Origin of the sequence: Sporofaciens sp. JLR.KK001 (genome assembly GCF_036941055.1) — a bacterium.
In the GTDB taxonomy this organism is placed as follows: Bacteria; Bacillota; Clostridia; order Lachnospirales; family Lachnospiraceae; genus Sporofaciens.
Genome location: NZ_JAYMNO010000001.1, coordinates 3,473,775 through 3,499,300, shown reverse-complemented (window position 1 = coordinate 3,499,300; position 25,526 = coordinate 3,473,775). Strand labels below are relative to the sequence as shown.

The 25,526-nt window shown below is 48.4% G+C and carries 19 protein-coding genes, 3 tRNA genes and 1 pseudogene; 19 read left to right on the top strand and 4 right to left on the bottom strand.

Going from position 1 to position 25,526, the window contains the following annotated elements; genetic code table 11:
* Positions 1 to 33 precede the first annotated feature (33 nt).
* The 3 genes from VSQ62_RS17885 to VSQ62_RS17875 all read left to right on the top strand — a co-directional run bounded on the left by VSQ62_RS17885 (position 34) and on the right by VSQ62_RS17875 (position 7,021).
* Positions 34 to 2,394, top strand: coding sequence for an ATP-dependent DNA helicase (locus VSQ62_RS17885; RefSeq protein ID WP_334636136.1), 2,361 nt, complete (start codon positions 34 to 36; stop codon positions 2,392 to 2,394).
* Positions 2,395 to 3,114, top strand: coding sequence for a TIGR01906 family membrane protein (locus VSQ62_RS17880; protein WP_334636134.1), 720 nt, complete (start codon positions 2,395 to 2,397; stop codon positions 3,112 to 3,114).
* A 139-nt stretch (positions 3,115 to 3,253) separates the two neighbouring features.
* Positions 3,254 to 7,021: a phosphoribosylformylglycinamidine synthase gene (locus VSQ62_RS17875; RefSeq protein WP_334636133.1), complete on the top strand. Its 3,768-nt coding sequence runs from the start codon at positions 3,254 to 3,256 to the stop codon at positions 7,019 to 7,021.
* A 125-nt stretch (positions 7,022 to 7,146) separates the two neighbouring features.
* Here the strand turns inward: VSQ62_RS17875 and VSQ62_RS17870 are convergent, their stop codons facing one another.
* Positions 7,147 to 7,752, bottom strand: a complete 606-nt coding sequence (locus VSQ62_RS17870) for a PilZ domain-containing protein (protein ID WP_334636132.1) — start codon at positions 7,750 to 7,752, stop codon at positions 7,147 to 7,149.
* Between the two features lie 298 nt (positions 7,753 to 8,050).
* On the opposite strand from VSQ62_RS17870, the gene VSQ62_RS17865 reads away from it, so the two are divergent.
* From VSQ62_RS17865 to gdhA, 4 genes are all read left to right on the top strand, one after another.
* Positions 8,051 to 10,591, top strand: coding sequence for a hybrid sensor histidine kinase/response regulator (locus VSQ62_RS17865; RefSeq protein WP_334636131.1), 2,541 nt, complete (start codon positions 8,051 to 8,053; stop codon positions 10,589 to 10,591).
* 31 nt (positions 10,592 to 10,622) lie between these two features.
* Positions 10,623 to 12,671 carry a bifunctional diguanylate cyclase/phosphohydrolase gene (locus VSQ62_RS17860; protein WP_334636130.1) on the top strand — a complete coding sequence of 683 codons (2,049 nt, stop codon included), beginning with the start codon at positions 10,623 to 10,625 and terminating at the stop codon, positions 12,669 to 12,671.
* Entirely contained in the window at positions 12,668 to 13,021 is a 354-nt protein-coding gene (locus tag VSQ62_RS17855; protein WP_334636129.1) for an Hpt domain-containing protein, read from the top strand. Before VSQ62_RS17860 ends, VSQ62_RS17855 begins: the two co-directional genes overlap by 4 nt.
* 197 nt (positions 13,022 to 13,218) lie before the next feature.
* Complete coding sequence (gene gdhA / locus VSQ62_RS17850) at positions 13,219 to 14,553, top strand: NADP-specific glutamate dehydrogenase (RefSeq protein WP_334636128.1); 1,335 nt, start codon at positions 13,219 to 13,221, stop codon at positions 14,551 to 14,553.
* Between the two features lie 56 nt (positions 14,554 to 14,609).
* Here gdhA and VSQ62_RS17845 read toward each other — a convergent pair whose 3' ends face one another.
* Positions 14,610 to 14,858: a hypothetical protein gene (locus VSQ62_RS17845; protein ID WP_334636127.1), complete on the bottom strand. Its 249-nt coding sequence runs from the start codon at positions 14,856 to 14,858 to the stop codon at positions 14,610 to 14,612.
* Positions 14,859 to 15,125: 267 nt separating this feature from the next.
* Here VSQ62_RS17845 and VSQ62_RS17840 point away from each other — a divergent pair.
* The 7 genes from VSQ62_RS17840 (at position 15,126) to VSQ62_RS17810 (ending at position 20,589) form a co-directional block, all read left to right on the top strand.
* A tRNA-Val gene (locus VSQ62_RS17840) sits at positions 15,126 to 15,198 on the top strand.
* A 32-nt stretch (positions 15,199 to 15,230) separates the two neighbouring features.
* Positions 15,231 to 15,304 (top strand) — tRNA-Met (locus tag VSQ62_RS17835).
* Between the two features lie 181 nt (positions 15,305 to 15,485).
* Positions 15,486 to 16,055 carry a 2-C-methyl-D-erythritol 2,4-cyclodiphosphate synthase gene (ispF, locus tag VSQ62_RS17830; RefSeq protein ID WP_334636126.1) on the top strand — a complete coding sequence of 190 codons (570 nt, stop codon included), beginning with the start codon at positions 15,486 to 15,488 and terminating at the stop codon, positions 16,053 to 16,055.
* Between the two features lie 19 nt (positions 16,056 to 16,074).
* Complete coding sequence (locus VSQ62_RS17825; RefSeq protein WP_334636125.1) at positions 16,075 to 17,076, top strand: GNAT family N-acetyltransferase; 1,002 nt, start codon at positions 16,075 to 16,077, stop codon at positions 17,074 to 17,076.
* A 178-nt stretch (positions 17,077 to 17,254) separates the two neighbouring features.
* Entirely contained in the window at positions 17,255 to 17,764 is a 510-nt protein-coding gene (locus tag VSQ62_RS17820; RefSeq protein ID WP_334636124.1) for a DedA family protein, read from the top strand.
* 64 nt (positions 17,765 to 17,828) lie between these two features.
* On the top strand, positions 17,829 to 18,545 hold the full coding sequence (locus VSQ62_RS17815; RefSeq protein ID WP_334636123.1) for a response regulator transcription factor: 717 nt from the start codon (positions 17,829 to 17,831) through the stop codon (positions 18,543 to 18,545).
* Positions 18,517 to 20,589 (top strand): sensor histidine kinase, encoded by a 2,073-nt coding sequence (locus tag VSQ62_RS17810; protein ID WP_502957763.1) that lies wholly within the window; start codon positions 18,517 to 18,519, stop codon positions 20,587 to 20,589. Before VSQ62_RS17815 ends, VSQ62_RS17810 begins: the two co-directional genes overlap by 29 nt.
* Positions 20,590 to 20,663: 74 nt before the next feature.
* Here VSQ62_RS17810 and VSQ62_RS17805 read toward each other — a convergent pair whose 3' ends face one another.
* A complete protein-coding gene (locus VSQ62_RS17805) occupies positions 20,664 to 21,542 on the bottom strand; it encodes a LysR family transcriptional regulator (protein ID WP_334636120.1) in 879 nt (292 codons plus the stop codon).
* Between the two features lie 132 nt (positions 21,543 to 21,674).
* On the opposite strand from VSQ62_RS17805, the gene VSQ62_RS17800 reads away from it, so the two are divergent.
* From VSQ62_RS17800 to VSQ62_RS17780, 5 genes and pseudogenes are all read left to right on the top strand, one after another.
* The gene (locus VSQ62_RS17800; protein WP_334636119.1) at positions 21,675 to 22,223 is read left to right on the top strand and encodes a DUF5662 family protein; all 549 of its coding nucleotides are present in this window, start codon (positions 21,675 to 21,677) and stop codon (positions 22,221 to 22,223) included.
* A gap of 75 nt (positions 22,224 to 22,298) precedes the next feature.
* Positions 22,299 to 22,382 (top strand) — tRNA-Leu (locus tag VSQ62_RS17795).
* 268 nt (positions 22,383 to 22,650) lie between these two features.
* Positions 22,651 to 23,069, top strand: a pseudogene (locus tag VSQ62_RS17790) (winged helix-turn-helix domain-containing protein); the annotation flags it as partial.
* The gene (locus VSQ62_RS17785; protein ID WP_334636118.1) at positions 23,056 to 24,141 is read left to right on the top strand and encodes a sensor histidine kinase; all 1,086 of its coding nucleotides are present in this window, start codon (positions 23,056 to 23,058) and stop codon (positions 24,139 to 24,141) included. The pseudogene VSQ62_RS17790 and the gene VSQ62_RS17785, both read left to right, overlap by 14 nt.
* Before the next feature lie 17 nt (positions 24,142 to 24,158).
* The gene (locus VSQ62_RS17780) at positions 24,159 to 24,416 is read left to right on the top strand and encodes a hypothetical protein (RefSeq protein ID WP_286082762.1); all 258 of its coding nucleotides are present in this window, start codon (positions 24,159 to 24,161) and stop codon (positions 24,414 to 24,416) included.
* Positions 24,417 to 24,617: 201 nt separating this feature from the next.
* Here VSQ62_RS17780 and VSQ62_RS17775 read toward each other — a convergent pair whose 3' ends face one another.
* Positions 24,618 to 25,298, bottom strand: coding sequence for a helix-turn-helix transcriptional regulator (locus VSQ62_RS17775; RefSeq protein ID WP_334636117.1), 681 nt, complete (start codon positions 25,296 to 25,298; stop codon positions 24,618 to 24,620).
* Positions 25,299 to 25,526: the final 228 nt, after the last annotated feature.

Here is a 25,526-nt window from a genome sequence, read left to right as displayed (position 1 = left end):
GGTAACGGAATTCGATGGGAGTGATCAGGCAACATGGAACAGCCGTATATTCGTATATCCGTGCGCAATCTGGTAGAATTTATCCTGCGGGGCGGAGACATAGACAACAGGACAGCGGGAGCAGATAAGGATGCCATGCTGATGGGCGGGAAGATTCACCGCAAGATCCAGAAGCAGATGAAGGCCGGATATCATGCGGAGGTGCCATTGAAGTATGAAGTGGCATGTAAGGGCTTCGTGCTGTCTGTGGAGGGTCGTGCCGATGGTGTGATCGAATGCCCGGAAGGGATTGTGATCGACGAGATCAAAGGTATCTTCAGAGATCTGGAGTTCTTATTGGAGCCGGTACCGGTCCATCTGGCGCAGGCCAAATGTTATGCGTTTATCTATGCGGATGTCCATAAGCTTGAAGAGATCGGTGTGCAGATGACATACTGCAACATGGATACGGAGGAGATCAGACGTTTTCAGAGCGTCTATCCCTATGAGGTACTCAAGGAATGGTTCTTTGGTATTATAGGACAGTATGAGAAGTGGGCCAGATATCAGATCGAGTGGAAGAAGAAGAGGAATGATTCGATCCGGCAGATTGTATTTCCCTTCGAATACAGGGAAGGGCAGAAGCGGCTGGCGGAATCCGTGTATCGGACGATCCTGCGCAAGAAGAAGCTGTTTATACAGGCGCCTACCGGAGTTGGGAAGACGATTTCGACGGTGTTTCCGGCTGTGAAGGCAGTGGGGGAAGGACTTGGGGAGAAGATCTTCTATCTGACGGCGAAAACCATCACGCGGACGGTTGCATGGCAGGCGTTTGACACATTAAGGGATCAGTGCCTACGTATGAAAGTGATTGTACTCACAGCGAAGGAGAAGATCTGTTTCTGTGAAGAGACGGAATGCAATCCGGATGCCTGCCCCTATGCCAAGGGGCATTATGACCGGGTGAATGATGCGGTATACGAGCTGATTACTGGCTCGGATGAGATGAGCCGGGAGATACTTATTGAACAGGCGAGGAAGTGGAAGGTATGCCCCCATGAGATGAGTCTGGATGTTTCCCTCTGGGTGGATGCAATTATCTGTGACTATAACTATGTGTTTGATCCCAATGCACATCTGCGGCGGTTCTTTGGCGAGGGTAACAAAGGAGAATATCTCTTCCTGATCGATGAGGCGCACAATCTGGTGGAACGCGGGAGGAAGATGTACAGTGCCGAGATCTATAAAGAAGATCTCCTGAAGCTTAAGAGGATATTGGGACACAGGGATGCGAAGCTTGTAAGGAAGATCAGTGCGTGTAATAAGCAGCTCCTTGCTCTGAAGAGGGAGTGCGGGGATTATCAGGTCTTGAACAGCGTATCCCATATCTATCTGAGATTAGTGTCGCTGATGGCGGAGATGGAACGGTATCTGGAAGAATGCCGGGAGGAGGAGATACGCAGGGAAGTGCTGGACCTGTATTTTTCTGTAAGGATGTTTGTAAGTATTCATGATAAGCTGGATGAGAATTATATGATCTATTCAGAGCTTGAAGATACGGGAAGGTTTAAACTGCAGCTTTTCTGCGTCAATCCTGCCAAGCGCCTGCAGGAGTTTCTGGATAAGGGGAACAGTACGGTGTTCTTTTCTGCGACCCTGCTTCCGATCCATTATTATAAGAAGCTTCTCAGTACGGTCAAAGATGATTACGCGATCTATGCAGAATCTCCGTTTGATGCGAAGAAGCGTAAGCTTCTGATCGGCGCGGACGTCAGTACCAAATATACCAGACGCGGGAAAGAGATGTATGGGCGGTATGCCAGGTATCTGATAGAGACGGCATGTGCGAAGGCAGGGAATTATCTTGCATTTTTCCCTTCTTATCGTTTCATGGAGGAAGTCTATGAGGAATTTCTTGAGATGCTTAAGGAGGATGCCAAAGAAGAGATCGAATATGTGATGCAGTCCCAGTATATGTCAGAGGAGGCAAGGGAGATCTTTCTTGAGAATTTTGAAGAGGCGAAGGAGCACAGCCTGATCGGATTCTGCGTAATGGGCGGGATTTTCTCAGAAGGGATTGATCTGGCAGAGGATAAGCTGATCGGAGCGATGGTTGTAGGTACGGGGCTCCCCCAGGTCTGTACGGAGAGAGAACTGCTGAAGGCATATTTCGATTCTCAGGGGTTGCAGGGCTTTGATTATGCCTATCTCTATCCGGGGATGAACAAGGTGCTGCAGTCGGCCGGGAGGGTGATCCGTACGGATGTGGACAGAGGGGTAGTTCTTCTGCTGGATGAGAGATTTCTTGACGTAAGATACCGGGAGACATTCCCCCGGGAGTGGAAGGCATATGAACTCTGCACGGCAAGAAATGTATCTCAGAAAGTGCAGGAATTCTGGAATGGAGGAATATAGATGAGGAAGAGAAGCAGGATCTTTGACGGCAGGACTGTGCTGCCTATGACGGCAGCGTCCTTTGCCATGGTTCTTCTCATTATGTCCATGCTGCTCACCAGCTTCCAGGCGGTGATCTATGGCGATCCGGATTATCGGTTCTATGAGAAGGAGTATGAGAAGTATAAGGTGACGGAACCGCTTGCGATGGAGCTTGAGGATGTGATGGAAGTGACAGGCTATATGATGGATTATCTGATCGGGAGGGAGGAAGAGTTGTCTATCGTGACGGATGTGGACGGACAGACACAGGATTTCTTCAACGAGCAGGACCGGTTTCATATGGCGGACGTGAGGAATCTGTTCCTTGGAGGGCTTAAGCTTCGGAATCTGTGCGCTGCGGCAGCGTTCTTATTGGTCATGGGCCTTATCATCGCGAAGACGGACTGGAAGCGTCTGCTTCCCAGGGCGTATCTCTGGGCCCTGGGGATTCTGCTTGTGGTGATCCTATTGCTTGCGGCAGCGTTTTCTATAGATTTTACCAGATGCTTTACGATCTTTCATGAGATCTTCTTCACCAACGACCTGTGGATGTTCAATCCAAGTGAGGATTATATGATCCGCATGCTGCCGGAGGGGTTCTTCTTTGATATGGTGGTCCGTATTGGGATGACGTTTGTGGGGATGCTGCTTGCGGCGGGGGGACTTATGTTTGCAGTTATCCGGATGTCCCGGCGCTGATGAAGGAGTAACAGTTCAGCCTTGCGGTTTCACTGTTACATGAAGGATACCCATTCGGGTATATATTGTTGGAATAGTTGACAGATTTGTGGTACAATGTTACCAGTGAACAGAAGATACCAGGTATGGAGGATGAATTATGAGTGGTGTTAGACGAGTATACGTGGAGAAGAAAGAAGGATTTGGGGTACAGGCTCAGGACTTGAAGCAGGAGATCGGAAGTTATCTCGGGATCAAGGATGTGGCGGATGTAAGGGTGCTGATCCGGTATGATGTGGAGAATATATCCGATGAGACATTTGAGAAGGCGTGTAACGGTGTATTTGCGGAACCTCCGGTGGATATGCTGTATCATGAAGAGTTCCCGGCCGCACAGGGGAGCAGGGTATTCTCTGTAGAATTTCTGCCGGGGCAGTTTGATCAGAGGGCGGATTCTGCCGTTCAGTGTGTACAGTTTATTAAGGAAGACGAGCAGCCGGTGATCCAGACGGCGACTACTTATGTGATCCAGGGAACGGACGGAGAGATCTCTGACGAGGAGTTTGGCGTAATCAAAGCACATTGCATTAATCCGGTGGATTCCAGGGAGACCGGGATGGAGAAGCCGGATACTCTGGCGGCGAGATTCGATGAGCCGGAGGATGTGATCATTTTTGACGGTTTCAAGGATATGGAAGAAGAGAAGCTTAAGGCGTTGTATGATTCTCTGGGACTTGCCATGACATTTAAGGATTTTCAGCATATCCAGAAGTATTTTGAAGGGGAAGAGAAGAGGGATCCGTCCATGACAGAGATCCGTGTGCTGGATACATACTGGTCTGACCACTGCCGCCATACAACGTTTTCCACAGAGCTTACGAAGGTATCCTTTGGGGAAGGAGACTATAGGAAGCCGATCGAAGATACTTACAGGCAGTATCTTGAGGATCACAGCGAGATCTTTAAGGGAAGGGAAGACAAGTTCGTGTGTCTGATGGATCTGGCGCTTATGGCGATGCGTAAGCTTAAGAGAGAAGGGAAGCTTACAGACCAGGAGGAGTCGGATGAGATCAATGCCTGCAGCATCGTTGTGCCGGTTGAGGTAGACGGTGTAGAGGAAGAGTGGCTTGTGAATTTCAAGAATGAGACGCATAACCACCCAACGGAGATCGAGCCTTTCGGCGGTGCAGCTACCTGTCTTGGCGGTGCAATCCGTGATCCGCTGTCAGGACGTACCTATGTATATCAGGCCATGCGTGTAACAGGGGCGGCAGATCCGACCGTATCAGTCAGAGATACCATGAAGGGGAAGCTTCCGCAGAAGAAGCTGGTCCGCGAGGCGGCCCACGGCTATAGTTCGTACGGTAACCAGATCGGCCTTGCGACGGGGATGGTGAAGGAGATCTATCACCCGAATTATGTGGCGAAGCGTATGGAGATCGGCGCGGTACTGGGCGCTGCTCCAAGGCGGGCGGTGATCCGTGAGACGTCGGATCCGGGGGATATCATCATCCTGCTTGGCGGACGTACCGGGAGAGACGGCTGCGGCGGTGCGACAGGCTCTTCCAAGGTGCATACGGAGGAATCCACGAAGACCTGCGGCGCAGAGGTGCAGAAGGGCAATCCGCCGACAGAACGCAAGATACAACGTCTGTTCCGCAGGGAGGAAGTCAGCAGCCTGATCAAGAAATGTAATGATTTCGGTGCAGGCGGAGTCTCGGTTGCGATCGGAGAACTGGCGGACGGCCTGAAGGTGGATCTGGACAAGGTGCCTAAGAAGTATGCCGGTCTCGACGGGACGGAGATTGCGATCTCCGAATCTCAGGAGCGTATGGCAGTCGTGGTAGATCCTAAGGATGTAGATACCTTCATGGGATATGCCAGAGAGGAGAACTTAGAGGCGACCTGCGTTGCGGTTGTGACGGAGGAGCCAAGGCTTGTATTGTCCTGGAGGGGCAAAGAGATCGTGAATCTCTCACGTGCTTTCCTGGATACCAACGGGGCGCATCAGGAGACGGAGGTTGCGGTAGATATTCCGGACAGGAAAGACAGTATCCTTGTAAGAGAGGAGATCCCGGATGTGAGAGCGAGATGGATGAGCACATTGAGCGATCTGAACGTATGCTCCCAGAAGGGGCTTGTAGAGATGTTCGACGGTTCCATCGGGGCGGCGTCCGTATTCATGCCTCACGGCGGCAGATATCAGACGACAGAGACACAGACGATGGTTGCGAAGCTTCCGGTGCTTACCGGCGACTGTGACACGGTGACTATGATGAGCTACGGATTTGATCCTTATCTGTCTGACTGGAGCCCTTATCATGGTGCGGTCTACGCGGTGACAGAGTCGGTGGCGAAGATCGCGGCAGCCGGCGGCGACTGCAGTAAGATCCGTTTTACCTTCCAGGAATACTTCCGGCGCATGACGGAGGATCCGCACAGATGGAGCCAGCCCTTTGCGGCTCTCTTAGGCGCTTACAATGCCCAGCTTGGCTTTGGGCTGCCGTCGATCGGCGGCAAGGACAGCATGTCCGGGACTTTCGAGGATATTGATGTTCCGCCGACACTGGTGTCATTCGCGGTAGATGTGGCCAGAGAGAAGGAGATTATTACGCCGGAGCTTAAGAAGGCGGGAAGTAAGCTGATCTGGCTGCGCACGATGACGGATGAGTACGATATCCCGGTCTATGATAAGGTGATGGAGCAGTACGGGAAGTTCACACAGGATATCCGCGAGGGCAGGATCTTGTCGGCCTATGCGCTGGATCGGCACGGTATTGCTGCGGCTGTCAGCAAGATGGCTTTTGGTAACCGGATGGGTGTTAAGATCGAGCATAATGTGGACGAGAGGGATCTGTTTGCGCCTGCATTTGGTGATATTATCGCGGAGGTGCCGTCAGAGAAGGTTGGACAGCTTCAGATTACTTATACGGTGATCGGCGAGGTATTGGAGGAACCGGTGATTTCCTACAGAGATATTTCGATAGCAATGGTAGAGGCAGAGGCAGCGTGGAAGGAACCGCTTGAGAAGGTGTTCCCAACGAACTCCAAAGCCCAAGGGCAGGAGGAGAGGATCGAGAAAGGCCTGTATGAGACGAAGGATATCCATATCTGTGCCCATAAGATCGGACAGCCGACCGTATTTATCCCGGTATTCCCGGGAACCAACTGTGAGTATGACAGCGCCAGGGCATTTGAGAGAGCCGGGGCGAAGACGATTGTCAAGGTATTCAGGAACCTGAATGCAGAGGATATTCTCGATTCAGTGAGCGTGTTCGAGCAGGCCATCGATCAGTCGCAGATCATCATGTTCCCGGGCGGTTTCAGTGCAGGTGATGAGCCGGACGGTTCGGCCAAGTTCTTTGCGACCGCGTTCCAGAATGCGAAGATGAAGGAAGCGGTGGAACGGCTGTTAAGTGAACGGGACGGGCTTGTGCTGGGTATCTGTAACGGATTCCAGACTTTGGTGAAGCTTGGTCTGGTTCCGAACGGCAGGATCACTGGCCAGGATGAGGCGTCTCCGACGCTGACCTATAATACGATCGGACGCCATATCTCGAAGATGGTATATACGAAAGTGGTCACCAATAAGTCGCCGTGGCTTCAGAAGGCGAAGCTTGGCGGAGTCTATACGAATCCGGCTTCTCACGGTGAGGGAAGATTCGTTGCGAACGGCGAGTGGATCGACAAGCTATTTGCGAACGGACAGGTAGCGACCCAGTATTGCGATCCGGCAGGGAATATCACGATGGACGAAGAGTGGAATGTGAATGGTTCTTACTGTGCGATCGAGGGTATCACGAGCCCGGACGGAAGGGTATTCGGCAAGATGGCTCATTCCGAGAGGCGTGCAAGGTCTGTTGCAGTGAATATATACGGGGAACAGGATCTTCAGATCTTCGAATCTGGTGTTGAATATTTTAAATAAGATATATTATACTGAGTGTCAGATTTGACGCTCAGTATATACGGGGCTGCCGGTGAATGTCCCCGGCAGCCCCGTATATAGAAATGTATATGTAATATGTATCATGATCTGTCATGATCAAGTGACTACCAGGCCTTATTCAACTGCTGCCTGTAGACGTACTGGCGGATATCCCGTTCGGCGCCCTTGGACTGGTCAATGAACTGGCAGCCGTAACCATAGTGGTTCTCGCGGATGATGGTCTCGCGCAGGATCTTGGCCCGTACTTCCTGGTTCTTCTTCATAAAGCAGTATTCGAATTCAAATTCTTCATCCAGGTCAAGACGGGTATTGGTAGTCATATAGAGACCGCCCACGCTGATATTCTGGATGACTCCACTGAACCGGCCGTGCTTCAGGGAGATGAAATTCACCTCCTTGACCATCCTTACGCGCAGCTCTTTCTGGCGCTGTAGAACCTGGATCATCTCTAAGATCTTACAGTCGGCTGTCCACGGCTCTAATACATAGGGATCTTCGTTCTTGCGGATCTCAAGTTCACAGAAGGTCTTGATATAACCTACCTGGCTGTCGCAGAAATCTACCTGAAGCCGGTCTGTCTTGGTTCCAAGTTCATTATTATCATCAAAATGCAGGGTAATCTTATCGTCTACCGTTCTCACCCGTGCCCTCACTACAACGTCTGAATCCGACCCATAAATAATACATGTGTTGCAACTCTTTAATATCATAACTGTAAAAATTCCTCCTTATAGAAGTACCGTCTAACTGAGTTAATTTTATCACGCGGTTGTATGATTTGCAATCACTATTTGGGGAAACGCAGGAAATGGTATTTGACGTTATAGAGAAATTTCAGAAATGAATTGATTTCACAGGTGAGATTGTTTATAATAAATGCAAGGCAACGTAGGCAATATTGATGTTGGCTTTATTTTTGCTATAGACTATTGTGGAGATAGATATTGTGGAGATAGAAAGCGTATGTTTGCTGAGGTAGCGTATTAATCAAACACAGGGGGATAAAAGATGTTTAATAATACAAAGAAGTTTTTGCTTACCAGCGTCAGTTGTCTGGTGGTGTTGTGTATCGTCATTTTCGTCTGGCTTGGATCGGTGATGGGGGGAAAGAGCCATGATGCGATCAATGAGGTAGGTACACTCTATATGTCCGAGATGAGCACGCAGCTACAGCAGAAGTTTGATGCGATCATCAACCTGCAGGTTTCGCGTGTGGAGGCGCTGATCAGGCGTACACCTCCGGAATCGGTCAGCTATGGTACAGAGATGATAGAGGAACTGGCCCTCAGTGCGGATATCAGGGAGTTTAAGCATCTTGGTCTTTACCGGAAGGACGGCGGATGTGAGACGGTCTATGGAGAATCGGTGAGATTCTTAAGTGAGGAAGAATTCCAGGATGTCATTTCAGATGATGATAAGTTTATCACAAGCGGATATAATGAGAGCGATGAGAAGCTGCTTTTGATGGTGGTCGACGCAGCTTATCCGATGAAGGACGGCAAGACCAGCGACGTGATCGTGGCGGGGATGCCCATGTCTTATCTGGAGGATGCGCTTGTCCTTGAGGGAGACAGCTCTATGGTCTATTCCCATATTATCCGTAAGGACGGAGAATTCGTCGTTCGGTCAGGGGATGCATTCCGTGATAATTATTTTTCGCGTATCGAAGAGACGATTTCGACAGAGAATCCCAAGGCGCCGGACCAGTATGTGAATGAATTGAAGACGGCGATAGATAATAAGGAGAATTATTCTGCACTGTTGGAGGATACGAACGGAATCCATCAGCATCTTTATTGTGCGCCGCTTGCTGCCACAGACTGGTATCTGGTATCTGTCATGCCTTATGGGATACTGGATGATGCGATCATGACTCTGAACAGCCAGCAGCAGATATTGATATTGGCGGCCTGCGGCGTGATCCTGCTTGCGGTGGGAGTGATCTTCATCCTGTATTACAGGCTGACGCAGCAGCAGTTAAGAGAGCTTGAGCGGGCAAAGAAGCGGGCGTTCAGGGCGAATCAGGCTAAGAGCGAATTCTTGTCCAGTATGAGCCACGATATCCGAACGCCGATGAACGGTATCGTGGGGATGACGGCGATCGCGATGGCGAATGTGGATGATTCGATGCGCGTACAGGACTGTCTGAAGAAGATCTCTCTCTCCAGCCGTCATTTGCTTGGACTGATCAATGACGTGCTGGATATGTCGAAGATCGAGAGCGGGAAGCTGACGCTGAATATGGACATCCTCTCCCTGCGGGAAGTGATGGAGGCTCTTGTCAATATTGTTCAGCCTCAGATCAAGGAGAAGAATCAGCATTTTGACATATTTATCCAGAATATCCAGACAGAGACGGTCTGCTGTGACGGCGTGCGCCTGAACCAGATATTGATTAATCTCCTGTCCAATGCTGTCAAATTCACCCCTGCGGAGGGAAGGATCAATGTCTATCTGACCCAGGAGGATTCACCGGCGGGAGATACGCATGTGAGATGCCATTTCCGGGTGAAGGATAACGGAATCGGTATGTCCGAAGAGTTCCAGAAGAGGATATTCGATACCTTCTCAAGGGAAGATATGAAGGTACAGAAGATAGAGGGTACCGGGCTTGGGATGTCGATCACGAAGGTGATCGTGGATATGATGGGCGGTACCATCGAAGTGAACAGCAGACAGGGTGAGGGAAGTGAATTCCATGTGATCCTGGATCTGGAGAAGGCGACGATCGAGGAAGAAGAGATGGTTCTCCCGCCTTGGCGGCTCCTGGTGGTGGATAATAATGAGGATCTGTGTTTCAGTGCGGCGTCTGCCTTAAAGGAGATAGGCGTACAGGCAGATTGGGCGCTGAGCGGCCGGGAGGCGCTGCAGATGATAGAAGAGCACCACAGGAAGCACATGGAGTATGAGATCGTGCTGCTGGATTGGAAGATGCCGGATATGAACGGTCTTGATACGGCCCGGGAGATCAGGAAGATCGTAGGGGATGATCTTCCAATATTGATTATCTCTGCCTATGATTGGAGCGATATTGAGGATGAGGCGCGTGCCGCCGGAGCGCAAGGGTTTATCTCCAAACCATTGTTCAAATCTAACCTTTATCTGGGCTTAAGCCGATATATGGAGGGAGGCTTTGTGGAAGAGAAGAGAGAGGAGGAGATACAGAAGTTTGAGGACCTTCGTATTCTGCTGGCAGAAGATAATGAACTGAACTGGGAGATTGCGGAGGATATCCTTACAGATGCCGGTTTTGAAGTGGAGTGGGCGGAGAATGGACAGATATGTGTGGATATGTTCAGTCAGTCCGAGCCTGGCTACTATGACGCGGTCCTTATGGATATCAGGATGCCGGTAATGAACGGCTATGAGGCGGCGAAAGCGCTGAGAGCCCTTGACCGGCCGGATGCGGATCTTCCGATCATTGCTATGACGGCAGACGCCTTCTCAGAGGATATCCAGAGATGTCTTGAGTGCGGCATGAATGAGCATGTGGCGAAGCCGATCGATATCCAGAAGCTTATGAAGCTTTTGAGAAGGTATTTGGCATAATTGTGATAACAGGTGTTAGAAAGAGGTATAAATGAACAGAAATAAAAATGTTTTCGAGAAAAAGAAGATTTTGATTGTAGACGATTCGGAGATCAATCGTGCCCTGCTGTCAGATATGCTCTCTAATGAATATGAGATCATTGAGGCAGAGAACGGACTGGAAGCTTCTGCGATCCTGCACGAGCAGGAGCAGGAGATCTCTCTGATGCTTCTGGATATCATGATGCCGGTGATGGATGGCTTTGAGACTCTGGAGGTTATGAATAAGAATGACTGGATCAAGGATATCCCGGTGATCATGATATCGGCGGAGACCGTTCCGGCATATATAGACAGGGCATATGAGCTTGGTGTTCAGGATTACATCAACAGGCCTTTTGATGAACAGACCGTCCGGCGCAGGGTGGTGAATACGATCCTTCTTTTTTCCAAACAGAAGGAACTTACCCATATGGTCACGAACCAGATCATGGAGAAGGAAAATGACAATAAGCTGATGATCGAGATCTTGTCCAATATTGTTGAGTTCCGTAACGGGGAGAGCGGTCTCCATGTACTCCATATCAGAACTTTGACAGAGTTTTTCCTCAAATGGTTGATCGAGCAGGGAGAATACGGGCTTTCCCAGGAGGATATCTATCTGATCTGCAATGCGTCCGCGCTCCATGATATCGGTAAGATCTCCATTCCCACGGAGGTTCTGAACAAGCCGGGACGTTTTACGGATGAAGAATATGAGATCATGAAGGGACACGCGTTAGAAGGCGCCAGATTGCTGCAGGATATTCCGTTGCGGGAGAATGAACCGCTGATTCAGATGGGATATCAGATCTGCCGCTGGCATCATGAGCGCTACGACGGAAGAGGGTATCCGGACAGACTTAAGGGGGATGAGATCCCAATCGCGGCGCAGGTAGTGGCGCTGGCGGACGTCTATGACGCGCTGACCAGCAAGCGTGTGTATAAGGCTGCGTATTCCCATGAGAAGGCAGTTGAGATGATCCTGAACGGAGAATGCGGAGTGTTCAACCCGGTTCTTATGAATTGCCTCAGAGAGACTTCGGCAGACCTTAAGGAAGAGCTTGCACGGTCAGAAGGGCAGAATTTCCAGGAGGAAGCGCTGGACGCCGTGGAGCAGATGATCGAGAGCGGCGAGGTGGAAGTTTCCGACAGGACGTTCAAGCTTCTGGAGCACGAGAGAGTGAAGTATAAGTTCTTCGCGGAGCTGTCCCAGGAGATCCAGTTCGAATACACGGTGACCCCGGAGATGCTGATCCTCTCCGAGTGGGGAGCAAAATACCTGAATATGCCGGAGACATTTTTGAACCCGAAGACGGAGGCCTTCGCTACTTCAGTATTTGCGGAGGGCGACTTCCTGCATCTGCTTGAGAAGCTTGAGAACTCGACTCCGGATGATCCTGTGATCGAGGAGAAATATCTTCTGAATATTAATGGGCACGAGAGATGGAGCAAGGTTATCGCCAGGTCTATGTGGTCGTCCTGGGAGCCGCCGGAATTCTCCGGAGCCATCGGCAAGATTGTGGATATCCATGACGAACTGGAGAAGATGAATCATCTGCAGGTTATGGCGGCCCATGATTCCCTGACGGGCCTTCTGAACCATAAGACGGCGAAGACACAGATTGAAGCGATCCTGTCCAGAGATACCGAGAAGAAGTATGTTCTGATCGTGTTTGACCTGGATCATTTCAAGCAGGCCAATGATACATACGGTCATCTGTTTGGCGATGAAGTGCTTAAGTATGTGGCGGATATTATGAAGCGCAATACCAGAAGCTTTGATATCATCTGCCGGATGGGCGGAGATGAGTTCCTTCTCTTTATGCCGTATAAGGATGAGATAGAGCCTCTGGTGAAGCGAATCTTTCATCTGCTGTGCGATCAGTATAAGGAATTCCCAATCAGCGTGAGCATGGGTGTCGCTGACGCGAAAGAGTGCGGCGGAGATTATGACGCTCTGTTCCATATGGCGGATAAAGCCCTGTATAAGGTGAAACGAGGCGGAAGGAATAACTATTGTTTTTATAAAAACGAATTAACAGGAGGAGATGTACAATGACGGTAAAGGAATGTTATGAGGCGATCGGAGCAGATTATGAGGATGTGATGGGACGTCTCAGGAAGGATGAGAGGGTTCAGAAGTTTGTATTGAAGCTTCTGGATGACAAGAGCTATGAGCTGCTTGAGAATTCGGTTGCGTCGAAGGATATGAGCGAGGCGTTCAGGGCGGCGCATACGTTAAAGGGAGTGTGCCAGAATCTATCTCTGACACCGTTATTCCAGTCTGCATCCGAGCTTGCGGAGAGACTGAGGAATGCACAGGATTACAGCGAGGATATGGAACCGCTCTTAGAGCAGGTGAAGAAGGACTATACACATATGATTGACTGTATCAGACAGTTGGCATAGCATGGAAATGAATTTTAGAGGGCACTCTATTGCAGGATATTCGAAAGAATCTCCTGCATTTTCTATAAATTTTGAATAAAAATGAAGGAAAAGAGAAGCAAAATTGCAAAAAAATCAAAAAACCTTGAAAAAAACCTTGTGTTCTGCACAAAAATCCTTTAAAATATGAGAGAAATAATTTTAGGAGGTAGCAAGCTATGTCATATGTTGATGAAGTCCTGGAAAGAGTAGTGGCGAAGAATCCTGCTGAACCGGAATTCCACCAGGCAGTAAAAGAAGTATTAGAATCGTTAAGGGTAGTAGTTGAGGCCAATGAAGAGAAGTTCAGAAAAGACGCCCTGCTGGAGAGACTGGTAGAGCCTGAGAGACAGTTGAAGTTCCGTGTACCGTGGGTGGATGACAACGGTCAGGTTCAGGTGAATACTGGTTACCGTGTACAGTTTAACAGTGCGATCGGTCCATACAAAGGAGGATTGCGCCTTCATCCGTCTGTGAATCTTGGAATCATCAAGTTCCTTGGTTTTGAACAGATATTCAAGAACTCTCTGACCGGCCTTCCGATCGGCGGAGGAAAGGGCGGATCTGACTTCGATCCGAAGGGCAAATCAGACAGAGAAGTTATGGCGTTCTGCCAGAGCTTCATGACAGAGCTCTGCAAATATATCGGTGCGGATACAGACGTTCCGGCAGGTGATATCGGAACGGGCGCCAGAGAGATCGGCTATATGTTCGGCCAGTATAAGAGGATCCGCGGTGTATACGAGGGTGTACTTACAGGCAAGGGCTTAAGCTACGGCGGTTCCCTTGCAAGAACAGAGGCAACCGGATATGGTCTGTTATATCTGACAGAAGAGCTTCTGAAGATCAACGGCAAGGAGCTTGCCGGCAAGACGGTCGCGATCTCTGGTTCCGGTAATGTTGCGATCTACGCGACACAGAAGGCGCAGCAGTTAGGCGCGAAGGTAGTGACGGCCAGTGATTCTACCGGATGGGTCTATGATCCGGAAGGAATCGACGTGGCGGCGCTTAAGGAGATCAAAGAAGTGAACCGTGCAAGGCTTACCGAGTATAAGAAATATCGTCCGAATTCCGAGTATCATGAGGGACGCGGAGTATGGTCTGTGAAAGTAGACGTAGCGCTTCCATGTGCGACGCAGAATGAGCTCCATATTGAAGACGCGAAGATGCTTGTAGAGAATGGCTGCACGATCGTAGCGGAGGGCGCGAATATGCCTACTACGCTGGAGGCAACCGAGTACCTGCAGCAGCACGGCGTTATCTTTGCACCTGGTAAAGCGGCGAATGCAGGCGGTGTTGCTACATCTGCGCTTGAGATGTCACAGAACAGCGAGCGTTTGAGCTGGACCTTCGAGGAAGTGGACGCGAAGCTTAAGGGAATCATGGTCAATATCTGCCATAATATGGTGGATGCAGCAGAGCGTTACGGTGCGAAGGGCAATTATGTTGTCGGGGCTAATATTGCCGGATTTGAGAAGGTTGTAGACGCTATGACGGCACAGGGGATCGTATAGAAAAATAAGCCTGCCTTGAGCTTATACGTCTCATGGCAGGCTATATTATATGATTACTAATTTGCCAAAAATTCTTCGATCTCTTCTAAGCTTTTTCCGGAAGCAACGAGCAGCTCGGCGGCCTTCTGGATCTCGGCTTGTTTCTGTTGCTTTTCAACCATTGCTTCGTAACGGATCTGGTCTTTTTTCAGTTGCTTCAGGTTCGCTTTTTCTTGTTTTAATTCGGCAGATAATGATGTGATTCTCTCCTCTGCTGCTTCAATTAATTCAGGATAATTCTTTTCTTCTACCTTTCTTCTTGCCATAATAAACAACCTCCATAATATAATGTAGTTTTAATTTTTTGCTTATAATAAAGATATCATTCCTTGGCGCAAGAGTAAAGAGTTTCGAGGCAATTTTTATTAAAAATTACATTATTTTTCGGTCAAAATAAGGCATCAATTGCCGGTTTTTTTATTCAATAAAATGTGATAAAAAAAGATTGAAAAAATTGTAAAAAGGTGTTGACAAAATATGTATTCTAATAGTATAATAGCAAAGCAGGTTCGAGATAAGAGCTTCGCAAACATGGGATCTTAGCTCAGCTGGGAGAGCATCTGCCTTACAAGCAGAGGGTCATAGGTTCGAGCCCTATAGGTCCCATTAACAACAATAATTGTTGTTTAATTGAATATGGCGGGATAGCTCAGTTGGCTAGAGCACACGGTTCATACCCGTGGTGTCGCTGGTTCAAATCCAGTTCCCGCTACTTTCAAAAGAGTCTGTTTATACAGGCTTTTTCTTTTGCTTTTTTTCAGATGCGCGGATGTACTATATACAAAAAATATGAAATCCTTTATAATGGAGATCATGGAATGATTGACTCGCATAGACAGCGAAAAGTCGGTCAACAATAAGCGTAAATGAGAACGGAAAGGAGAGAATGTTTCATGAGAATTGGAATGGGATATGACGTTCACCGGTTGGTGGAAGACAGGGACCTGATTCTTGGAGGCGTGAAGATCCCCTATGAGAGAGGGCTTCTGGGACATTCGGATGCGGATGTGCTTCTGCATGCCATTATGGATGCGCTGCTTGGGGCGGCGGCGCTTGGAGATATCGGAAAGCATTTCCCGGATACGGATCCTGCGTATAAGGGCATTTCCAGTATCAGATTGTTGGAGCATGTAGGAGAATTGATCGAAAAGGAGCTCTATGTCATCGGGAATATTGACGCCACGATCATTGCCCAGAGACCGAAGATGGCGCCGCATATTGAGCTGATGCGTGCCAATATAGCCGAGACTCTGCATCTGGAGATCGGTCAGGTGAATATTAAGGCGACGACCGAGGAAGGACTTGGATTCACCGGAACCGGGGAAGGGATCTCGGCACAGGCGGTCGCTTGCCTGCATACGATCGCGAATTACAGCTATGCGGCGGGGCCGGAGGAAGGCAGATGTGAGGGATGCGGCGGATGCCCGCATAGAATAGCCGGAGAGGAAGAGACGAGAGGATAAGAAGAGGGGATAAGAGGCATTGGATGTAAGAAAACTTGAGCAGAAAGAGCATAGAGATACCAGATCCCTGTATGAGGAAGTCTTCAGCGAGGACAGTGTGTCTTTTGTGGAGTATTATTATAGTGAGAAGACGAAGGATAACCAGATCTATGCCGTAGAGGAGGACGAAGGAATCCGCGCCATGCTCCATCTGAATCCGTATAGGATTTGGGTCAATGGAAGCGTGAAGGATGTGAATTATATCGTTGCTGTCGCGACACAGGAAGAATACCGCAAGCGGGGGTATATGGCAGCGCTTTTGAAGAGATCACTTAAGGATATGTATGAGGCGGGAGAGGCATTCACGTTCCTGATGCCGGCGTCCGAGCGTATCTATCAGCCCTTTGACTTCCGGACGGTCTATGAACAGGATCGGAAGTTCTATCGGAAGGAGGACGAGGCGATACCGGGGATCAGCATTACGGATGCAGCCGCGGCAGACTGCAAAGGATTGGCTGAGGCTGCTAACCGGGAGCTGTCTGGAAGCTGCCAGGTATTCGCTGTTCGGGACGAGGCGTATTATATGAGGCTGATCCGGGAATATGACAGTGACGGAGGGAAGCTTAAGGTATACCGAAGAGATGATGAGATCATAGACTGCCGGGGATATTACCCGGGGGAGGAAGAGGACGGGATACCGAAGATCATGGTGAGGATCGTGGATGTCAGAAGGATGCTGATGTCCCTGTCCCTTCGTTCCCTTGCGGGGGCCTGCTTCTGTGTGACGGATCCGCTGATCGAAGAGAATAACCGCTGTATCGTGATCACAGGGACGGAATATTCTGGAGTGATGCTGATGGACGGGAAAGAAGAGAACTCGGAAGGGACGATCAGCATAGCAGCGTTGGCAAGCCTTGTATTTGGCGCGAAGACGGTGGAGGAGGTATGCCTGGAAGAAGGCGTCCTGATGACAGACAGGCTGAGAGAAGAGCTTGGGAAGATCATTCCGCTGTCGAAGATCTGCCTGAATGAGACCGTGTGATGAGAGTACGTTTGGGTACACTATATTTTGCAGTTTGGGACGTAGTAAATGGGTAGTTTGCTACGTCCCAAACTTATCTTAAACGTATCTTTAGAATATCTTTAGATTTTCATGGCAACTCTCTTAAGATTTTTTGGGTATGATGATTACATCAAGAAACAAAGGAGGAGATGCAGCTATGTCAGTTCAGGTACTTACCCAATATTTCACACAATACGGAGCGATATTCGTATTTGTGATCGTCCTGCTGGAGTATATGAATCTTCCGGGTTTCCCGGCGGGTGTGATCATGCCGCTGGCGGGAATCTGGGCGGCAAAGGGCGCGATCAGTTTCCCGATGGTGATGCTGCTTTCCGTAGCGGCGGGACTTCTTGGAAGCTGGATCTTGTATTTCCTTGGAAGGCTTGGAGGCGACGCGTTCTTCCGGTTCTATGTCAGGAAATTTCCTAGACAGAAGGAGTTGATCGAGAAGAACTTAGAGGCGCTTAGAAGACGGGGTGCTGTGGGAGTATTCTTAGGAAAGCTGGTTCCGATGATACGGACGCTGATCTCGATTCCGGCGGGAATGATCTCTATGGAGTTTGGGAGATATACTTTAAGCTCTGCCTTAGGGGTACTGGTCTGGAACACGGTATTTATCGGGGCAGGATATATGATGGGGGACACGGTGTGGAGGATATTCGCATGATGCGGCAGATTCCATCGGCCGTGAATATAATACGAATCAGTCAGAGAAAGGAAATGGAGCAGCGATGGAGACGAATCAGATCAATCATGTATTAATCGTAGAGGACGACAAGGAGATACGCGAAGGTGTGGAGATCTATCTGAGGAGCCAGGGGTACGAGGTATTCCAGGCGGCAGACGGGATCGAGGGACTTGCGGTCATTGAGAAGGAGGAGATCCACCTGGCAATCGTGGATGTGATGATGCCTAAGATGGACGGGATACAGATGACCATCAAGCTTAGGGAGAAGCATGATTTCCCTGTGATCTTCCTGTCGGCAAAATCAGAAGAGGTGGATAAGATCCTGGGGCTTAACATGGGCGCTGATGATTATGTGACGAAGCCATTTACCCCGATGGAACTTCTGGCAAGGGTGAACTCTCAGATGAGGAGATACCGCAAGTTCCTGGAGAAATTAGGCGGCAGGGACAAGGGTGAGAATGTTCATACCATCGGCGGATTGGAGATCAATGAGGACTCTGTGGAGGCATTCGTCGACGGGGAGCCGGTGAAGCTTACACCGATCGAGTATAAGATCCTGCTGCTTCTGATGAAGAACCCTGGAAGAGTCTTCTCGGCGGAAGAGATCTATGAGCGGGTGTGGAACGAGCGGGCGGTGAATACGGATACGATCATGGTACATGTGAGAAATATCCGGGAGAAGATAGAGATCAATCCAAAGGATCCAAAATATTTAAAGGTGGTGTGGGGTGTTGGTTACAAAATTGAAAAGCAACCGTAAACTGACAATCGTATTGATCGTTCTGACGATCGTGATTCCGGTATTCATAATCATGGGGCAGTATTGGAACTGGTATGTGAATGCGGAGGCGGTCGCGGAGAATTCCGATCATTCAGCCGTTGTATCGGAGGAGTTCCTGGAGACGTTCCTGGATGCGGGATACATTCTCTACAATACGGAGAACGGAAGGGACCGCGACCCGGAAGCGGTGAAGGAGATCCTGCAGCAGAATAGCGGTAGAATGTCGGCCTATGAGAGGATCTATCCGTTTCTTGATTACCGTGTCAAGGATGAGGATGGGAATGACGTGGCCAAGAGTACGGCGGATTCCGAGCGGACGGTGGGGGAGAACAATCTGTCTTCCTTTGCGCTTGGGATGGTGATCTCCTATGACAAATATGGTGAAATCGATGTTCGGATCAGGGAAGGAGAATACAAGACAGAACAAAGTGTTGCATTCCGGGAAGTGATCAGCAGATATGATGATTCGAACTGGGAAATGGAAAGATACGATGAAGAGACAGAGGAGTGGGAGACGATCCGTCTGGAGCAGCCGAAGAACCGGACCTATATCTACGGAATGACGGGAGAAAATCTGCAGGCTTATATTGATAATAACTGGTATACGGGATATGATGCGGCGGATTCTATGATAAATCTTGTGATCATCCTGGTATTGATGACGGCGGTTCTTGCATGGGTACTCCCGATGCTTCCTGTCTGGCAGTTGGAAGAGAGAACATTTCTTAAGGTACCGTTTGAAGTGGTGGTGATCGTATTTCTTGCCATGGCAGGAATCCTTGGAGAGAATCTGTGGTGGATCGCAGAACGGGCAGGGGGAACACCGGATATCATTGATTTCCTGATATGGGTGGTTGTATTTGCCGTGACGTTCTGGGCGGCGACATGTCTAAGGCAGGTGTATACGATGGGAGCCAGAGCTTATATGAAGGAACGGCTGCTGTGCGTCCGGTATTGGAAGTATATCCGGCGGGCGTGGCAGTATGCGGTCGGGAAGACGAAGAAGTGGGCCGGTAAATGTTATCATTTCATAGACCGGATTGATTTAAGCGAGAGGAATAATCAGACGATCTTCAAGATCGTAGCGGTGAATTTTATTGTTCTTGCGCTGATCTGTACCATGTGGATCGGCGGGATCTTTGCATTGGCGGTCTATTCAGGGGTACTGTTCTGGCTGCTTCGGAAGTATTTTACCGATCTGCAAGAGAAATATGCGGTGCTTCTTAAAGCGACCGGCGAGATCGCGAAGGGGAATCTGGATATAGAGATCACTGAGGATCTGGGGATATTCAGCCCGTTTAAGCAGGAGATCCAGAAGATCCAGACGGGATTCAAGAAGGCGGTGGACGAAGAGGTGAAGAGCCAGCGGATGAAGACGGAGCTGATCACGAATGTATCCCATGACCTGAAGACCCCTCTTACGGCGATCATCACGTATGTGAACCTTCTGAAGGATGAGAAGGACGAGGAGAAGCAGAGAGACTATATCGAGGTTCTTGAGAGGAAATCGCTGCGGCTTAAGGTGCTGATTGAGGATCTCTTCGAGGTCAGCAAGGCAAGCAGCAAGAACGTGACTCTGAACATTGTGGATGTGGATGTGGTGAATCTGTTCAAGCAGGTGAAGCTTGAACTGGAGGATAAGATTGCGGGAGCGGACCTGGATTTCCGCTGTACCTATCCCGAGGATAAGATCGTGGCGAGGCTTGACAGCCAGAAGACCTACCGGGTGTTCGAGAATCTGCTCGTCAATGTGATCAAGTATGCGATGCCTCATACGCGGGTATATATAGAGATCCTGGAAGAAGACGGGGAGGCTGTGGTCAGGATGAAGAATGTGTCGGCGTCGGAGCTTGATTTCAACCCGGAGGAGCTCACGGAGCGGTTTGTACGGGGAGACGCATCCAGGAATACCGAAGGGTCCGGGCTTGGTCTTGCGATCGTGAAGAGCTTCGTGGAGCTGCAGCGCGGGAAATTCAAGATTGAGACAGAGGCAGATCTGTTCAAAGCAGAGGTAAGGTTTTAGTACACCCTGCGGTCTGACAGGAAAGTATATTGGTTCATAAAAAATAACAGGGGTGTAAAAACCCCTGTTGTGTTCTAAATATGTTCTGTCACAAATGTCTTAAAATTCTGGACCACGGGCGCCTGATACACATTCTTCAGGGTCGCCATATAGAAGATCCTCTCCCAGCCTGGTTTTGCGATCTCAATCGTCTTGACGGGCATATAGTCAAGGATCGGCATCCGCGGGACTACTGCGATCCCAAATCCTTCGCTGACAAGGCCGGCAATGGCCTGGTCTTCTTCCAGGGCATATTCGCTCTGAGGGTATCCGCCGCACATTTCGAATAATCTGTCTATCACGGGTCTTAAGCTGCTCTGCTTAGAGAAAATGACCTGCGGGTAGGACAGCGTTTCATGAAGGTCGATGGAATCCCGGTATTCCAAAGGATGTCCCTTTGGGACGATCAGCACTAATTCCTGGCGGGAAATCGGGGTAAACTCAATAAGAGGTTCATTATCCATCATGGAACAGAAGGCGATATCATACTGCCGTTCTTTCAAACCTTTGACAATGTCCGGGGTTAAGCCGGTAGAGGTGTGAAAGTGAAAATGAACGTCCTTATTGGGGTTAGAATCCAGAAAATCCTTTACAAACTTAGGGACGGTGGAGCTTAAATTGCGGAGCATGGCGATATCAATGCGTCCTTCTCCCAGTCCGGTCAACTTAAGCTTATTTACGCTGGAATCCAGCATCTCAAGAGACTGTTCTACGTCTGTCAGGAATGCCTGGCCGCATTTGGTCAGAGCTACATTGCGTCCATCCTTTTCGAATAATTTGACTCCCAGTTCTTTTTCAAGAGAGGAGATTGCATGGCTTAGGCTAGGTTGAGTAATGGCCAGAATCTCGGCTGCCTTCGTGTAATGCTCTAGGTGCGCCAGTGTCACAAAATACCTGAGATGATAAAGATTCATAGGAGCTCTCCTTTCTTCATTTGTCTGACCATATATTATCATGAACCTTGAAGAAAATCTATTGATTATTTGTTTTTAATTAGTGAAAATCTATGATATAATAGTTCCAAAGTTAAGGAGATGCGGGAAGATATGAAAGCGTGGCAACATTTCAAGACAATCAATCATCACAGGAGACTGGTCAGGGAGGGATGTTTTAAGGTAGGTCTGTATCGGCAGGGGATCTGTCATGATCTGTCAAAATATATGCCTTCTGAGTTCCTGATTGGATGTAAGTATTACCAGGGAACCAGAAGCCCTAATAATGCGGAGCGGGAGATCAAGGGATATTCTGCCGCCTGGCTGCATCACAAGGGGAGGAACAGGCATCATTACGAATATTGGCTTGATTACAGCGTGGATTCCAAGCAGGGGATCATCGGTATGAAGATGCCGGTGAAGTATGTGGTTGAGATGTTCATGGACCGTATTGCCGCGTGTAAGACTTACCAGGGAAGCAGCTATAATGACGGCAGTCCTCTTGAATATTACGAGAAGGGAGCGGCAAGGCTTGGACCGATGGTGCACCCAGACACGGCGAAGCTTCTGCATCATCTGCTTAAAATGTTGGCAAGAGAAGGTGAGGAGAAGACGTTTTCTTATATCCGGCATAAGATCTTGAAAAAGCTGAAAAAATATTGAATAAATATGAATATTTTTGTTGACATGTAAGGCGTTCTGTAGTATTATAATCTTCGGACGGTTGATACGTCACTTGCGGAAGTGTCGGAACTGGCAGACGAGCAAGACTAAGGATCTTGTAGCTTTCGAGCTGTGTGGGTTCAAGTCCCATCTTCCGCAGTGGTTAAAAGTGTGGGAAACCTCAATTTTATTGAGGTTTCCCCATTTTTGTTACTGAAATAATTGGTTACAGCCGGTTACACTTTTCAATAAATCCATCCGAGAGTGCAGTCAGAGGGCTTGTGACGGGTACAGTAGATGTGCAAATTCTCAAACCATTACTGCCGCTATGTTCCAGACTATGCAGGAAGCCATGAAAGACCACCAGCAGGAGCCGCTTTCGATGGATGATGCAGCTGCTATGATTGCCGGACAGGTCGGGCAGCTTGTTCCGATGGACGAGGCAAAGATCGAGGACAGCGATAAGATTATGGGACTTACGATCGATGCAGACGATTATATAACGAAACCGTTTAATCCTTTAGAGGTTGCGGCAAGAGTAAAAACACAGTTAAGGCGTTATCAGAATTATAACAATCCGAATTTGAGCCAGCCTGAAGAAAAAGACGAGTATGACATCAGAGGATTGCTGATAAACAGAACCAGCCATAAGTGCTATGCGGACATCAGGGCAAAGTTGTTGATTCAGAGGAATTATTTGAAGCCGTGTGGAAAGAAAAATATTTCCGCAACAGCAACAATACAGTCATGGCGCATATTGGGCGGATTCGCGAAAAATTAAATGAGCCTCCAAAGAATCCGAAGTTCATTAAAACTGTTTGGGGAGTAGGATATGAAATTGAATAAAAAAGATAAAAATTATCTGCTCTCCACCTTGTTTAGGGGATATGTGATTCAATGTGCGGCCTGCTCCGTGCTTACTTTTGGCAGTACCTTTCTTCTGGGGATTATGGCAGAGGAATTCCTCCGCAGGTATGTTTTGCACTATTACCTGTATTACCGGACAGTGTACCTTTATATAGTGGCTGTAATTATGTGGGGAGTCTGCATTATAGTTCTGACATACCGGCTTTTGAAAAAAGTAGTTGCCTATGTATATGAATTACAGGCTGCAACCGGAAAACTGTTCGATCAGACTGTCAGTTATATTGAACTGTCCCCGGAGCTGGGCGAAATAGCTGCCAACATCAATCAGTTAAAACAGGAGGCAGAAGGCAATGCACGACTTGCAAAAGAAAATGAGCAGCGGAAAAACGACTTGATCATGTATCTGGCGCATGATCTGAAAACACCTCTTTCTTCTGTGATCGGGTATCTGACTTTACTGCGTGACGAATCGCAAATTTCAGAGGAACTCCGGAAAAAGTATCTTTCCATCTCTCTTGATAAGGCGGAACGGTTAGAAGATTTAATCAATGAGTTTTTCGAGATTACACGCTTTAATATATCCAATATTACATTGCAATACACAAAAATCAATCTGACCCGCCTGCTTGAGCAGCTTCTATATGAATTTAAACCTATGCTTAATGAAAAAAATCTGCAATGCAATCTTTGTGCCGCTGATGATATAATGCTTCGGTGTGACGCAGACAAGATCCAGCGTGTTCTTGATAACCTTTTGAGAAATGCCGTTATCTACAGTTTTGAAAATACGGAAATTACGATCAGCGCACAATGTCAGGAAGATACGGTCAGCATTATTTTTTGTAACCACAGCGATACCCTGCCGGAAGAAAAATTAAACAGGATTTTCGAGCAGTTTTATCGGCTTGACGCAGCGAGAAGCACAGGCAGCGGCGGAGCTGGATTAGGCCTGGCGATTGCAAAGCAGATCGTTGAACTTCATAATGGTACGATCGTTGCAGAGAGTCAAGAGGAACAGATCAAGTTTTCAATCATTTTGCCGCTGTCGTAGGAAAATTGTAAGATCAGGTGGGATATGGCGACACGAGAGCGTCTAATCTCTGGGAATATACCTGGATGAAAGAATGGCTCGATACTTACAATACAGACTCCGAGAGGGCGGCAAAAGCTTTAGAAGAACTGGCAAAAGCATTTGATATGCCTTATATGGGAACAGATCGCTGTGATGACGCCACACGCAGCTATCTTCGCAACAATATTGATAAAGCCAAATTGGGCGATCCGTCTGGATTTGTGGAATGTATCCAGGCAAATTACGCAGATTAAGATATTACAACCGGAAAATTTCAGAGAGGTCAACTGTTCTGATGACGAAATATTTGTTTCAAAAAGTGAGAACGAGTCAAAAGTGCCTGCGAGCTTAGCCAAACTATTTGTCATAGAATATGCAGCAACTTTTTTGGTCGGCCGCATGCCATGGAAGGCAGGACGGCGGCAAATCATTCATGGGATTTTTCACGGAACAATTTAATTTCGGCAGCTTTGTGTCCGATAGGCCTTCGGCGTCATTCCTGTGATACGCTTAAACATCCGGGTGAAATACTGGATATCTGGAATCCCGGAGTATATGGCGATTGTCTTTATCGCAAGGTCAGTGTCTGAAAGCAGCGTTTTTGAATATTCGATTCGGTTACGATTTACATATTCTGTAAGCGGAACGCCAACTTCTTTCTTAAAAAGAGTGGAGAGATAGCTTGCATTAACATTTACCTGATTTGCTAATGATTTCAGGCTTAGATCAGCAGTCAGGTCTGTGCTGATGTAAGTGATAGCTTTCTGGATCGGCAGCGAATAATCTTTTAAGTTATATTTTGCCACAAGCCGACAATATCCTTTGACCATTTTAATCAGGAAGAGAAGAAGCTGTTCCGCGCTTGCAAGTCTCTCGATCTGTTGAATATTGCCATTAGAGAAGCTGTCAATATGGATAGGGTGGACGCCGGCATGTTCGGCAGATTTTCGTAAAATAGTATTCAAAGTGATGCATAAGTCCCGGTCATCCCGAAGATGATTAGAAAGCCTCTGGGGAATACGGTAAGAGAAAAAATGGTTGGCGCATTCAACCGCCAGGGCTTCATTGCCGGAACTGACTGCCTTCATTAGGGCGTTTTCTGTTTCGTATCGGTCTTCAATGTGACGGATATTCATATAGGGTTCATCCGGAACCCGAAGATAGTTTTGGTAAATCCAAGACCAGTCAGGAAATTCTTTTTCATCTTTGTGATTATGCAGGGGCGCGTCCCGGCTTTTCTTCTTGTTTTTCTTTGGTATGCGCCCCGGCACAAACGATGATGAATGTCGGTCACGCAAATATATTCTTTTTGAGGGCTTCTGTTTCTCCTTTTATTGTTTTATACTGGTTCTGGTATCGGTATA